This window comes from Microbulbifer mixtoriginis (SeqCode), from assembly GCF_052466765.1.
The window spans coordinates 3971095-3984870 of sequence record NZ_CP174289.1; the positions used below are offsets into that span (position 1 = coordinate 3971095).

Sequence of the window (13776 nt, forward strand, 5' to 3'; positions counted from 1 at the left end):
GCTAAGGTGCTTTTGATAACTCTTCCAGTTGTTGTTTATTTGAAGTTGTAGTGTCCGAAGTGTCGCTACCTGAGGAGTAGATTCCAGAATGCAGACAAATATCCACCCCACAGCTATTATCGATCCGACGGCGGTTATCGGTTCCGGGGTGAGTATCGGAGCCTATTCCATAGTTGGCGCCGATGTGGAACTCGGTGATGGCTGTGAAATTGCTTCACATGTTGTATTGAGTGGGCCCACTAAGCTCGGAAAAAATAACCGTATTTACCAGTTTGCCTCGATAGGTCAAGATACGCCGGACAAAAAATATCAAGGCGAGCAGACCACCCTGGTAATCGGCGATAACAATGTTATTCGTGAGGGCGTTACCATCCACCGGGGCACTGTGCAGGATCGTGGGGAAACCACTATCGGCAGTGATAACCTGATTATGGCCTATGCCCATATTGGTCATGACAGTGTTGTCGGTAATCACACCATTCTCGTTAATAATGTGGGGCTCGCCGGCCACGTAATAGTAAAAGATTGGGCAATCCTCAGCGGGTACAGTCTTGTACATCAGCATTGCACCATTGGTGAGCACGCTTTCCTAGGGATGGGCGCAGCGATCGGCAAAGATGTGCCGGCTTATGTGATGGTGGCTGGGAATCCGGCAGAGGCCAAGACTATTAATGCGGAGGGGTTGCGTCGTAGAGGTTTTTCCCGCGAGGATATCTCTCTAATCAACAAGGCATACAAAACGGTCTACCGGCGTGGCCTCACTCTGCAAGAGGCTGTCCAGGCCCTTACGGAACTGCGTGAACAGTCCCCTGTAATTCAGCCTTGGATTGATTCCCTGCAGACCTCCTCTCGCGGAATTGTCCGCTAAGCACAACCATTTGCGGGAAGTGCTGTTATTGTGCACTTCCTGATTTAGTCTTTTCATATCTTAATCGGTATCTATGAAAATTGAGCCATTTCCACTCTGGGGGAATTGTTAGGCGTGTCAGAAAATAATAAGCCGGTTCGTATTGGTATTGTTGTCGGTGAGGCCTCTGGAGATATCCTCGGTGCAGGTCTTATTGACTCCCTGCAAAAGCGCCTCCCGGGAATTCAGTTTGAAGGGATTGCCGGTCCGCGTATGCAGGCTTTGGGGGCGAAATCCCTTTTTCCAATGGAGCGCCTCTCGGTGATGGGATTGGTTGAGCCGCTAAAACGACTGCCAGAATTATTAAAAATTCGCCGCACTCTGCGCGAGCACTTCACTGAAAATCCGCCGGACCTTTTTATCGGTATCGACTCACCAGATTTTAACTTGTCTTTGGAGGAGTCCCTCAAGGGCGAAGGGGTTCGCACTGTGCATTATGTCAGCCCTTCAGTGTGGGCGTGGCGGCAGGGGCGAATAAAAAAGATTGCTCGTGCTATTGACCATATGCTCACCTTGCTGCCTTTTGAGGCTGCTTTTTATCGTGAAAACCATGTGCCGGTGACTTTTGTTGGGCATCCGTTAGCGGATGATATTCCTCTGCAGGTTAGCAATGTTGCAGAGCGCAAAGAGCTGGGTCTCACAGTTGATGAACGTGTTATTGCGCTGTTACCGGGTAGCCGAGGTGGGGAAGTGCGTTTGCTTGGGCCGTTATTTTTGCAGACGGCTCGCTGGTGTTACCAGCGCCATCCCGATCTCAAATTTGTATTGCCGGCAGCAAATGAGCAGCGTTTAGCCGAATTGCGGGAGCAGCTAAAGGATTTTCCGGAACTGCCTGTCACGATATTAGAGGGAGATTCACACAAGGCGCTCAGTGTGTCGGATGCTGTGTTAATTGCTTCAGGAACGGCAACGTTAGAAACTATGCTACTGAAAAAGCCTATGGTGGTTGCCTATAAACTGGGCAAAATTACTTACGCTATCGTCTCTCGTATGCTGCACACGCCCTGGGTTTCTCTGCCCAACTTGCTGGCACAAAGGGAGCTGGTGCCGGAAATCCTGCAGAGTGATGCGACCCCGGAGAATCTCGGAGCGGCGTTGATGCGCTATTTTGAAGATCCACTACTGGGTGATCAGTTGCAGCGCGAATTTGACGATCTTCACCAGCAATTGCGTCGAAATGCCTCTGAGCGGGCAGCCGATGCTATCTGTGCTCTTTTGAAGTAATCGGGTTTTATAAACCATGAGTGTTAAAAAAGAATTACCTCCGTACATCTGTCCTTATAAAGGTGATCTTCTCGCTGGAGTTGATGAAGTTGGCCGTGGCCCATTGGCTGGAGATGTAGTGGCGGCTGCAGTAATTCTCGATCCAGCAGAGCCCATTTTGGGGCTGGCTGACTCCAAAAAACTTAGTGAGAAAAAACGAGAGTCGCTCTTTGAGGAAATTTGTGAGCGTGCGCTGAGTTTTTCTATTGCCCGTGCGACCGTCGAAGAAATTGATCAGATCAATATTCTGCAGGCGAGTTTATTGGCAATGCGCCGTGCAGTGGAGCAGTTGCCACTACAGCCTGAGTTTGTGTTAGTAGATGGTAATAAAAGACCGGACTGGTCTTATGCCTGCGATACTGTGATTAAGGGGGATAGTCGTGTTGCCGCCATTGCTGCGGCCTCAATTTTGGCCAAAGTGACCCGTGATCGAGAGATGGTGGAGTTGGATGCACGCTATCCAGGTTATGGACTGGCCGGCCACAAAGGTTACCCCACTAAAGCTCATATGCAGGCCCTGGAAGAATTGGGTCCCAGCGCTTTGCATCGGGTGAGTTTTGCCCCGGTAAGGAAACTCTTAGAGAATACTGCTTAAGACCAAGGTTGTAGAGCGCTTGACTAGCGCTCAATTTTTTTGATCCTGGCTCTAATAATCATTTTGTCGGACACCTCTTCAATTTCCACTTGGTAATTATTGAGGATGAATAAACTGATATTGCCATCTGGGATGCTTTCAAGATGCTCCATAAGGAGACCGTTGAAGGTCTTTGGGCCGTCGGTGGTCAGGTCCCAATTTAGCGTGCGGTTGATATCCCGGATAGAGGTTCCACCCTCGATCATATACCAGCCGCCTTCCATGGCGACAATTTCCTCATCGTCGCTGGGAACTGGGCTCGCGGTGAAGTCGCCGACAATTTCCTCCAGTAGATCTTCTAGAGTTACTATCCCCATAACCTCCCCATATTCATCCACAACCAAGCCCATGCGGCGCTTGGTTTTCTGGAAGTTCATTAGCAGGGTGGGTAGTGGGGTGGCCTCGGGAACAAAGTAAGGTTCACCGGTAAAGGACTTGAGGCGTTCAGCTGTGAGCTTGTCTGGGCCGTCTCGCAGTATTTGTGCCGCGCGACGCAGGTGCAAAATACCCACTACCTGATTGATATCTCCCCGGTATACCGGCAGGCGGGTGTAAGTACTCTCTGCCAGTTGTTGGAGAATTTGATCGGCGCTGTTTTCCAGGTCGATTCCCAAGACCTCGTTGCGCGGGATCATAATGTCTTCCACTGTGGCCTGATCCAGGTCCAGTACATTGAGAAGCATGCCTTTGTGCTTGCTGGGAAGCAGGGCGCCAGATTCGAACACCACTGTTCTAAGTTCCTCGGGCGCTAGGTGTTCCGCCTCATTGCCAGCAGTTGCTTCAACGCCTACCAGGCGCGCAAGTCCATTGGATATGCTGCCGACGAGTAATACAAACGGTGTCAGAAGCCATTGTAGTGGGCGTAAAACTAGCGATGCAGGAAATGCCACTCTCTCCGGGTGAAGAGCGGCAATGGTTTTTGGGGTGACTTCCGCAAAAATAAGAATAACGATAGTGAGAGCGCCGGTAGCGTAGAAGAGGCCGGCATCGCCGTACAGTTGAGTAAAGACAGCACCGGCAATCACTGAGGCCAGGATATTGACCAGATTATTGCCAATCAGGATAACGCCGATCAGCTTGTCCGGCCGGGCAAGCAGTTCCATGGCCCGCTTGGCGCCGCGGTGGCCGCTCTTGGCCTGGTGGCGCAGGCGGTAGCGGTTCAGCGCCATCATGCTGGTTTCGGAACTGGAAAAGAAAGCCGATATCACAATCAGCAGGGCAAGCAGGCTAAACAGCAGACCCGGGGGCATCTCGTTCAAGGGAGAACTCTTTTTATTTCTGAGCGGAGATATTGAAACAGAACGGCCACCTCCGCAAGTTATCCGGTCACTTATAATCCAAAATAAACCTGGTAAAGGCTATAGGGGCGGTTGAGGAGATCAAGGGGTGTTCGGTCTCCTGCCTAAAATGGCACCTGCGAGCGAATGTCAGTGCCGTTTGCTTATAATCGACTTTAAACGGCTCCTCTTTAGTATTTTTAGCCGCGCTGAAGGATAACCTCAATAACCAACTTGCTACCAAAGTAGGCCAGCATTAGTGCGGCAAAGGCACACAGAGTCCAACGCACGGCAGTGTTACCGCGCCAACCCCACTGCCAATGCCCCCAAAGAAGAATACTGTAAAGCACCCAGGCGAGCAGGGAGAGCACTGTCTTGTGTAGGGGGCCCTGCTCAAAAAGGTTACCCACAAAGATAAATCCGGTAATCAGGGAGGCAGTTAACAGTAATTGGCCGAAAGCGATTAACCCAAAGAGTAATGACTCCATGCTTTGCAGGGGGGGGAGCAGGCGCATGGCACCCACTGGCCGATGGTTGTGCAGCTGCTGGTTCAGATAATAAAGGTAGATGGCCTGTAGGGTTGCAAGAGTAAGTAGGGAGTAGGCGGAGATTGATAGCAGCGCGTGTATGGCAATCCCAGAAGATAACTGTTGGTGTGGCGCAACGCCTCCCCAGGTGTGGGACGCGGTCAGTTCGGTGAGTGCTCCTAACGGGGCAAAAATCAGTATCAACAGGGTTAGTGGTCGATTCACCGCTAGGATAAGCAGCAATAAGTTCACCACCCAGGTGATTAATGACAGCATTGCTAGCAGATCAAAGCGATAGCCTGCTGAGGAAAACAGTGTCTGCGCAAGGGATATTGCGTGGGTGGCCAGGGCTCCGGCGAGCAGGCCCAGGAGCAGTTTACGATTGGGCTGTTGGGCGCGGGCAAGGGCCCTGGCCGCGACAATGGTGGTAGCTATATATAGCGCGATGGCCGTCCAGTGGGCGAATGCCGCCATTGGTTAGATCCGTATCTTCTAAGCAGTGGAGGAGGAGTGTGTCACAGCACGCTTTAACAGGGAAGATCTGGTGATATTTCGGCTGTGACGGGACCTGAGCTATACTGCCGCGCCTCAGAGTGGGAGTTGGAGATACTCCCCAAAAAAATTTCGCGGCCCTCCGCACCGGGGTCCTGTCCGCAATCGGAGAAATCGAGACGAATTTATGTTCGATAACCTGAGTGACCGCTTATCGGCGGCCCTAAAAAAAGTCACCGGCAAGGCCCGCCTGACCGATGACAATATCCGCGATACTCTGCGTGAAGTGCGCAAAGCGCTGCTTGAGGCGGATGTCGCTCTGCCTGTCGTGAAGGCCTTTGTGCAGCAAGTGCGCACAGCCGCTGTTGGGCAGAAGGTTAGCAAGGCCCTGAACCCGGGGCAGCAGTTCGTCAAGATTGTTCAGGATGAGCTGGTTAAGGTGATGGGTGCTGCTGCAGAGCCGCTCAACCTTGCAGTTCAGCCCCCCGCTGTGATTTTGATGGCGGGCCTTCAGGGGGCCGGTAAAACCACCAGTGTTGCCAAGCTAGCCAAATACCTGCAGGAGCGGGAAAAGAAGAAAGTTATGGTGGTGAGTGCGGACGTGTATCGCCCCGCGGCCATCAAGCAGCTGGAAACTCTGGCAGGTGAAGTGGGCGCGCTGTTCCATGCTTCAACTCCTGATCAGAAGCCCCTGGATATTGCCAAGGGTGCAGTGGATGCGGCGCGCAAGCAATTTGCCGATGTACTGATTGTCGATACCGCGGGTCGCCTGCATATCGACAGTCAGCTGATGGATGAAATCCGCGAGCTGCACAGTGAGTTGGATCCCGCAGAAACCCTGTTTGTTATCGACGCAATGATCGGTCAGGATGCGGTAAATACCGCCAGCGCCTTCAATGAGGCCCTGCCACTGACCGGGGTTATTCTGACTAAGGCAGATGGTGATGCACGCGGTGGTGCGGCACTCTCTGTGCGCCATGTTACTGGCAAGCCGATCAAGTTTATCGGTGTTGGTGAAAAGACCGACGCCCTGGAAACCTTCCACCCGGATCGTATCGCCTCCCGTATCCTGGGTATGGGCGACATTCTGTCTCTGATTGAAGAAGCAGAGCAGAAGATCGATAAAGAGAAAGCCGAAAAGCTGGTTAAGAAGGTCCAGAAAGGTAAAGGCTTCGATCTGGAAGACCTGCGCGACCAGTTGCAGCAAATGCAAAACATGGGTGGCTTTGGCTCCCTGTTGGAGAAAATGCCCGGCATGGGTGGTGTGGCGCAGGCCGCACAACAGGCCGACATGGGTAAAGAATTTAAGCGTATGGACGCCCTGATTTCCTCCATGACGCCGGCCGAACGCCGCAATCCTGACCTTCTTAACGGTTCGCGCAAGCGCCGTATCGTCGCCGGCTCCGGCACCCAGCTACAAGACTTGAATCGCCTGCTCAAGCAGCACAAGCAGATGGGCAAGATGATGAAGAAGCTCAAAGGCGGCGGCATGGGCAAGATGATGCGCGGCCTCGGTGGAATGACCGGGGGTGGTGGTCTGCCCGGAGGTCTCGGTGGAATGGGCGGTATGCCCGGTGGCCTGCCCCCCGGATTCAAGAAAAAGTAAGGGTTTTCGGAGCTCTGAGGGCCCTAGGAATCGCTATACAAATCTCTGGCGGTACATTAGAATACGCCGCCTTTCAGCCGGGTGAGCTGCCGGCAGAGATGTTTGGGTGACAGCTTATTGTTGTCGCCAAGTGTTAAAAAATACAGGAAAGTTACATGGTAACCATTCGTTTGGCTCGTGGCGGTGCTAAAAAACGCCCGTTCTATCACCTGACCGTAACCGACAGCCGCAAGTCTCGCGACGGTCGATTCATTGAGCGTGTTGGCTTCTTCAACCCGGTTGCCCGTGGCCAGGAAGAGCGTCTGCGCATTGATCGTGAGCGTGTTGACTACTGGCTGGGTCACGGAGCTCAGGTTTCTGATCGCGTCAGCAAGCTGCTGAAAGAATCTGCTTAATTTACGCGTAAGTGGTGCTCCTGTGACAGATAACGGAAAACCTTCCGAAGAGTTGGTCACGGTTGGGCGCGTTACTACCGTTTATGGTGTGCGCGGCTGGGTCAAGGTTCACTCCTATACCGAGCCGATGGACAACATCCTGCAGTTCCCTAATTGGCGCTTGCAGGGGCCGAAAGGTTGGGAAGCTCTCGAAATTGACGCTGGTAAGCGTCACGGTAAGGGCTTAATAGTACATGTGAAAGGCATTGATGACCGCGATTTGGCGGCTCGACTTTGCCAGCGCGATATAGCTGTAGCTCGTGAACTGATGCCTGAGCTTGAGCGGGGTGAGTATTACTGGCACCAGCTCGAGGGATTAAAGGTTGTCAGCCATTTCGATGGCGAAGATCACGACTTTGGTATCGTCGCTCGCATGATGGAAACTGGCGCCAACGATGTAATGGTGGTGCGCGGTGGAGCGGATAAGCGCGAGCGCTTGATTCCCTATCTGCCGGATCAGTTTATAACCAATATTGACCTGGAAGCCGGTGAAATAACCGTCGACTGGGACCCAGCTTTTTAAGGCGCTGAGCGATGACTAAAAAAATCGCTCTGGTAAGCATTTTTCCGGAGATGTTTGCTGCATTGACCGAGTATGGTGTCAGCGGTCGGGCCGTTAAAGATGGCCTGTTGGAAGTACGCTGCTGGAACCCTCGGGATTTCACCAGTGACAAGCATCGCACTGTGGATGATCGCCCTTATGGCGGTGGTCCCGGAATGGTGATGATGGCTGAACCCCTTTATCAGTCCCTGCAGGCCGCGCGCGCCTGGGCTGGGGAAGAGGGCGAAGCTGTACGCACTATCTACCTGTCTCCGCAGGGACAGCAACTGGATCAGCGCGGGGTCGAAAACCTCTCTGACGCTGGCAATCTGGTTTTGCTGGCCGGGCGTTACGAAGGGGTAGATGAGCGTATCGTCGAATCATTGATCGACGAGGAGTGGTCCATTGGTGACTATGTCCTAAGTGGTGGTGAACTGGCTGCTATGGTGTTGGTGGATACCATTACACGGCTGATTCCCGGCGCGCTAGGGCACGACCAGTCGGCGGTTGAGGATTCATTCTCCTCGGGTCTGCTCGACTGTCCCCACTATACCCGGCCCGAACAGTACCGGGGTGTGGCGGTACCGGAAGTGTTGCTCTCGGGCAACCACGAAAGAATACGCCGCTGGCGCCTGAAGCAGGCACTGGCGCGCACACAGCAGCGTCGACCCGACCTTTTGGATGGGCTGGAGCTGAACAAGGAGCAGAAGCAACTGTTGGAAGAAATTCAACAGGAGCGGAAATCTGATAAAACTTGATGCCGGATTCGCCGGGAGGCGGGAGTAGTTCGGTGAACTAGCTGAGAAGCTACATAAACTCTATTTGGGAGCAAATCCAAATGACTAACAAAATTATCCAGCAGCTGGAGCAGGAACAGCTGAAGAGCGAAGTACCTCCCTTCGCGCCGGGCGACACTGTAATCGTTCAAGTGAAAGTAAAAGAAGGTAACCGCGAGCGTCTGCAGGCGTTCGAAGGTGTGGTAATCGGCAAGCGCAACCGCGGCCTGAACTCCTCCTTTACCGTGCGTAAAATCTCCCACGGTGTTGGTGTTGAGCGTACTTTCCAGACTCACAGCCCGCTGGTTGACAGCATCAAGGTTAAGCGTCGTGGTGACGTACGCCAGGCTAAACTCTACTACCTGCGCAGCCTGACTGGTAAAGCCGCACGTATTAAAGAGAAGCTTAACTAAGCACCTCTCATACAGCTCGCAGAAAAGCCGGGGTTATTCTCCGGCTTTTTTGTATCCGTAGCCTTCCCTTTATGGCCAGTCATGTGCCAAGCCCGAAAGGCTGAATTGCCATGGAAGTGCATTTGAACTTCTGGCCTCACGCTTCTCCCTTTGTCCCCGACAGCTACGCTATCTACCCCTGTATCCTTTAGATCAGCGCACAACTTGGGAGTTTGTACGTAGTGTCCAGTGCCTGAATATGTTAAAACGCGCCATGTGGATCTGAAATGGCATATAGCTGCCATACTGGCTGGAACTGAAGGCCGACGTTTGAGTCGAACCTCATTGAGAATTTAAGGAGCAATCGGTAATGATGCTTATCAAGAAGCCGCTGGCGCTCGCTGGAGTGCTGCTCGGTCTGCTTGGCCCAGCGGCCCTTGCAGAGGTCGACGCAAACGTTGCGAAGACAATCAAGGCCCGCCTTGAGGCAAGTAACCCCAAGCCTACTTATGGTGAAGTGCGTGAGACCCCGATTGAAGGGCTCTACGAAGTAGAGCTTGACGGTGGTAGCAGTACTCTGTTTGTCTCAGCCGATGGCAACCATTTTATTCTGGGGGACCTGTTCCAGGCTAAGACTGGCGGAGGCTTTGCGAACCTCTCTGAGGGGCGCCGAGCAACTCGCCGGGCCAAGGTGATGGAAACCCAAAGCATCGACGATATGATCGTCTTCTCGCCCAAAGGCGAGACCAAAGCGCGTATCTATGTTTTCACCGATGTCGACTGTGGCTATTGCCGCAAGTTGCACCAGGATGTTCCTGAGCTGAACAAGCGCGGGATCGAAGTAAGATATTTGGCATTCCCGCGCGGCGGCCTGCAATCTCTGGGTTATCGCAAGCTCGCTACTGCCTGGTGTGCCGATGACACCAATAAAACGCTCACCGCATTGAAGAACCGCGAAAACGTGCCTTTGCAGGTCTGCAATAACAACCCGGTTGCCGCCCAATATAAATTGGGTAACGAGGTGATCGATGTACGCGGCACGCCCACTATTGTGATGGAGGATGGCAGGGTTGTGCCCGGTTATCTGCCTCCAGCCACTCTAATTAAAGAGCTGGGTATTTAAGATCAGCGGAAGAAAGCGGCCTCTCTAAAGCGGCCGCTTTTTTATCTAAGTCGGGCTCTTCAATGCTACTTTACGTGGCTGAGTCATATTCTCTGGAGCGAGAATATCATTTAACTCCTCCTCACTTAGTAACCCCTCATCCAAAATCAACTGCTTGACGCTCGCGCCCGTCATCAATGCTTGCTGGGCAATACGAGTGGCATTTTCGTAGCCGATAAACGGATTTACCGCGGTGATCAGGCCGATACTGTTTTCTACCAACTGCCGGCAATGCTCTTCATTCGCGCTGATGCCATTGACACAGCGTTGAGCCAAGGTATGCATAGCTTGGGTCATTAGGCGCATAGACTGTAGCAAGTTGAAGGCGATAACTGGTTCCATGACATTTAACTGCAGCTGGCCCGATTCCGCTGCCAAGGTGATTGTCAGGTCGTTACCGATTACTTGGTAGGCCACCTGGTTGACCACCTCGGGAATTACTGGATTTACCTTGCCAGGCATAATGGAGGAGCCAGGCTGCATCGGTGGCAGATTGATTTCGTTGAGGCCTGCGCGAGGGCCGCTGGAGAGAAGGCGTAGATCGCTGCAGATCTTTGAAATTTTTACTGCGATACGTTTCATTACCCCGGAAAACATGACGAAGGCACCCATATCAGAGGTGGCCTCTACCAGATTTTCCGCACAGACAAAATCGATGCTGGAAATTTCAGACAGTGCCGATACAACCAGTTGACGATATTGCGGGTCGGTATTAATACCTGTGCCGATTGCGGTGCCGCCCATATTGATTTCTTTAAACAGGGCTACTAGCTCTTTAACCCGAGCGACATCTTCACGAATGGTTGCAGCAAAAGCGGCAAACTCCTGCCCCAGGGTCATGGGTACTGCATCCTGTAGCTGGGTGCGGCCCATTTTAATAACCTGTGCAAATTCCTTGGCTTTGCCATCAAATTCGATACACAGCTCCTCCATAGACTGCACCAGGTCGTTGTAGCTGAGCAGGACTGCTAGGTTGATGGAGGAGGGGTAAACATCGTTGGTGGATTGCGATAGGTTTACATGGTTGTTGGGGTGAGCGTTTTTGTATTCACCCTTATTGTGGCCGAGCAATTCCAGCGCGCGATTGGCAATTACTTCATTGGCGTTCATATTGGTGGAGGTGCCGGCACCGCCTTGAATCATGTCTACCAGGAATTGATCGTGCAGCTTGCCTTCAATAATTTCATCGCAGGCTTTGGCAATTGCCGCTTCCAGGTTCTTTTCCAGGTAGCCGAGTTCGCAGTTGGCATGAGCCGCAGCCTTCTTCACCATGGCCAGCGCTTTGACCAAGTTAGGGAAGTGGTTGAGGGTGATACCAGTAATTTGGAAGTTTTCCAGGGCGCGCAGGGTCTGAATGCCAAAATAGACATCGGCCGGTACTTCGCGCTCTCCGAGCAAATCTTTTTCGATGCGGTATTCACTACTGGTAGTGAATACCGGCATGGGTTTTAGGGTGTGGAAATCGTTTGTCATGGTACTTCTGCTTTCTCTTCATCTGCATAGGGGCAAGTGCACCAATAACCAGGATTAACCTGGGTTACAGGGTGCCCGTGGTTGTTATCATTTGGGCCTCTTGGTTGGGCCTTAATATAAATTCATGCTTAAAGTGGAGTGGCAAAAAAACTCTGTGGACCCTCAGTGTTTGAGGCTCGGATATTTTCGCGAATACTGCGATTGATCTCATCGGAATCTGGGCCAAATACCCCACACAGTTTTAGTGCGTTTTTGATGCTGATATTACGTCCGAGAGATTCCAGTAATACTTTTGTACATACGGGTTCGCGCCGGTCACTGGCAGAGGCACCCAGCTTGAGGCCGGATAAATAACTCACTCGGCTTTTATAGGTGGGATAGAGGATTGTCTGGGCGATTTCGTTGCGTGTCAGCGCTTCGTAGCCAATCAAAAATATACGCTCCGAGAGAAAAAGCAGCATGCCTTTGTAGCGGGATTTGTACCACTCCTCCCTATCTGGATAGCGCATGCGCTCGAAGCGCTGGAAATAATATCCTTCCCCATCGGACTCGATATGCAGCAGGCTGCGAATAATATGATCTGGAAAAGTCATCGAGTAGTGATATTCAAAGTAAAAGCCCAGGTATTTATCAGCGCGCCCCTGTGACTCCCGCATTAGCAAGTCAATATCCATAGAGTAGGGACGGGAGGGTTCGACAGTCGTAGCGGTGCGGCGTACCCGAACAATTTGCTCAAACTGTTCGGCGGGCATCAGAATTTCATGGGGTTCAACACCAAAGAAGTGGCAGATTTTACTGAGAGTGTACTGTGAGGGCTGAGTATTACCGCTGAGGTATTTATTAAATTGTGCTCGGTTCACACCCATGCGCCGACACACCTCGGCGATGGAGCGATAGAAACTGCACAACAGGCGTAAGTTTTGTGAAAAATTATTGCTCATCAAGGAGTATCTGCTTCTGGTCTAAATGCCCAGTATTTTCCTATAAACTAATACCTGGCCACATTTGGTCGCCCGATAAAAAACCGTCGGGATTTATATCTGAAACGATAGGCTGGCAGAATTTCTTCTGCGCATTGCTCAATAAATCCCGTTTGATTTTGTTAGGGGGTGCATTCCCCGCATAAGGGGGTTTCCATTAAGTCTTTAACTTCACTGTTGGTATAGTTCATGGCTAGCAGATGATTCAATTTGGCATAGCAGGCTTCGCTGGTCATATCCAGGCCACCGATCACACCGGCGCGCAGTAGTGCCGAGCCGGCAGCGTACTTACCGAGATCCACATGGTTTTCCAGGCATTGTGATACCGCCACACAAATAATTCCCAGCTCTGTAGCTCTGGTAAGCTGCTCGGTAAATGCCTGATTGTCGGTGGGGGCATTGCCGGTACCGTAGGTTTCAATCACTATACCGCGTGGGCGTGCTTCAATAACTTTACTGAGAAACAGCGGAGTAATTCCGGGGAATAGTTTCACCAATACAACGCAGCCATCGGCGTTATCGGGGATTTCAAACTGCGGTGTGTCTCCGTGCATCAATAAAGCATTAGGATCGATATGTACCTGGATGCCCACTTCGCCGAGGCTCGGATAATTGGGACTGGAGAAAGCATCCAGTGAGCCGGAGCTAACTTTTACCGCACGGTTGCCGCGCAACAGCTTGCCGTTAAAGTAGAGGCAGACCTCACCGATACTATCTGAACCGCTCAACAGCAAGGCGGCGATTAAATTGTTATAGGCGTCGCTGCGCATTTCCCGCAAGGGGATCTGAGAGCCGGTTACCACTACCGGTTTGGCCAGTCCCTGCAGGGCGAAGGACAGCGCAGAGGCGGTATAAGCCATAGTATCGGTGCCGTGCAGCACAACAAAGCCTGTGTAGTGGCTATAGTTGTCGCGTATCAGGGCGGCGATGCGGTACCAGTCCTGGGGCTGCATATTGGCGCTGTCGAGGAGCGGGTCGAGGGCCTGGAAATCATAGCTCGGCAGTTGGCCGATCACATCCTGTAGCAGGCGCTGCAGGGCATCTTCAAGATCGGCGTCCGGCACATAGCCGGATTCACTGCGGCGCATTCCCAGGGTTCCGCCAGTATAAAGGATAAGGGTTTTTTTCATCACTCGACCGCTATCTGAGTCCGTTTTTCAGTGCGCCCATTTTTTGGAAAAGGCGCGGTGGATGCAATTTCGCAGGTTGCTGGTACCTGATGCTAGTAGATGCACTTATAGCATCTACTGAGGATGGCTCCTATTTCAAGGAGTTCTTTTGGGTGACAAAAATTTCGTTTACCCCATCGTTG

Annotated in this window: 14 protein-coding genes; 9 read left to right on the plus strand and 5 right to left on the minus strand. The window is 52.2% G+C overall.

Going from position 1 to position 13776, the window contains the following annotated elements; all coding sequences use genetic code 11:
* The first annotated feature begins 88 nt into the window (after nt 1-88).
* From lpxA to rnhB, 3 genes are all read left to right on the plus strand, one after another.
* On the plus strand, nt 89-868 hold the full coding sequence (gene lpxA, locus ACJJIV_RS17305; RefSeq protein WP_444884183.1) for an acyl-ACP--UDP-N-acetylglucosamine O-acyltransferase: 780 nt from the start codon (nt 89-91) through the stop codon (nt 866-868).
* A 114-nt stretch (nt 869-982) separates the two neighbouring features.
* Nucleotides 983-2131 (plus strand): lipid-A-disaccharide synthase, encoded by a 1149-nt coding sequence (lpxB, locus tag ACJJIV_RS17310; RefSeq protein ID WP_444889741.1) that lies wholly within the window; start codon nt 983-985, stop codon nt 2129-2131.
* A 16-nt stretch (nt 2132-2147) separates the two neighbouring features.
* The gene (gene rnhB, locus ACJJIV_RS17315; protein ID WP_444889742.1) at nt 2148-2765 is read left to right on the plus strand and encodes a ribonuclease HII; all 618 of its coding nucleotides are present in this window, start codon (nt 2148-2150) and stop codon (nt 2763-2765) included.
* A gap of 23 nt (nt 2766-2788) precedes the next feature.
* On the opposite strand, the gene ACJJIV_RS17320 is transcribed toward rnhB, so the two are convergent.
* Entirely contained in the window at nt 2789-4063 is a 1275-nt protein-coding gene (locus ACJJIV_RS17320; RefSeq protein WP_444889743.1) for an HlyC/CorC family transporter, read from the minus strand.
* Between the two features lie 218 nt (nt 4064-4281).
* A complete protein-coding gene (locus tag ACJJIV_RS17325) occupies nt 4282-5082 on the minus strand; it encodes a cytochrome C assembly family protein (protein ID WP_444889744.1) in 801 nt (266 codons plus the stop codon).
* Nucleotides 5083-5287: 205 nt separating this feature from the next.
* Between ACJJIV_RS17325 and ffh the strand changes: the two genes are divergently transcribed.
* The 6 genes from ffh to ACJJIV_RS17355 all read left to right on the plus strand — a co-directional run bounded on the left by ffh (nt 5288) and on the right by ACJJIV_RS17355 (nt 9972).
* Nucleotides 5288-6706 carry a signal recognition particle protein gene (gene ffh, locus ACJJIV_RS17330; protein ID WP_252082643.1) on the plus strand — a complete coding sequence of 473 codons (1419 nt, stop codon included), beginning with the start codon at nt 5288-5290 and terminating at the stop codon, nt 6704-6706.
* A gap of 155 nt (nt 6707-6861) precedes the next feature.
* Nucleotides 6862-7101, plus strand: a complete 240-nt coding sequence (gene rpsP, locus ACJJIV_RS17335; protein ID WP_226648429.1) for a 30S ribosomal protein S16 — start codon at nt 6862-6864, stop codon at nt 7099-7101.
* Between the two features lie 22 nt (nt 7102-7123).
* Nucleotides 7124-7663 (plus strand): ribosome maturation factor RimM, encoded by a 540-nt coding sequence (gene rimM, locus ACJJIV_RS17340; RefSeq protein WP_444889745.1) that lies wholly within the window; start codon nt 7124-7126, stop codon nt 7661-7663.
* 11 nt (nt 7664-7674) lie between these two features.
* Complete coding sequence (gene trmD, locus ACJJIV_RS17345; RefSeq protein WP_444889746.1) at nt 7675-8439, plus strand: tRNA (guanosine(37)-N1)-methyltransferase TrmD; 765 nt, start codon at nt 7675-7677, stop codon at nt 8437-8439.
* Between the two features lie 74 nt (nt 8440-8513).
* Nucleotides 8514-8870, plus strand: coding sequence for a 50S ribosomal protein L19 (gene rplS, locus ACJJIV_RS17350; protein ID WP_286037023.1), 357 nt, complete (start codon nt 8514-8516; stop codon nt 8868-8870).
* A 349-nt stretch (nt 8871-9219) separates the two neighbouring features.
* Complete coding sequence (locus ACJJIV_RS17355; protein WP_252082637.1) at nt 9220-9972, plus strand: DsbC family protein; 753 nt, start codon at nt 9220-9222, stop codon at nt 9970-9972.
* Between the two features lie 45 nt (nt 9973-10017).
* Here ACJJIV_RS17355 and aspA read toward each other — a convergent pair whose 3' ends face one another.
* The 3 genes from aspA to ACJJIV_RS17370 form a co-directional block, all read right to left on the minus strand.
* Nucleotides 10018-11484, minus strand: a complete 1467-nt coding sequence (aspA, locus tag ACJJIV_RS17360; RefSeq protein WP_252082635.1) for an aspartate ammonia-lyase — start codon at nt 11482-11484, stop codon at nt 10018-10020.
* Nucleotides 11485-11612: 128 nt separating this feature from the next.
* A complete protein-coding gene (locus ACJJIV_RS17365; RefSeq protein WP_444889747.1) occupies nt 11613-12425 on the minus strand; it encodes a helix-turn-helix domain-containing protein in 813 nt (270 codons plus the stop codon).
* A 161-nt stretch (nt 12426-12586) separates the two neighbouring features.
* Nucleotides 12587-13594, minus strand: coding sequence for an asparaginase (locus ACJJIV_RS17370; protein ID WP_444889748.1), 1008 nt, complete (start codon nt 13592-13594; stop codon nt 12587-12589).
* Nucleotides 13595-13776 lie beyond the last annotated feature (182 nt).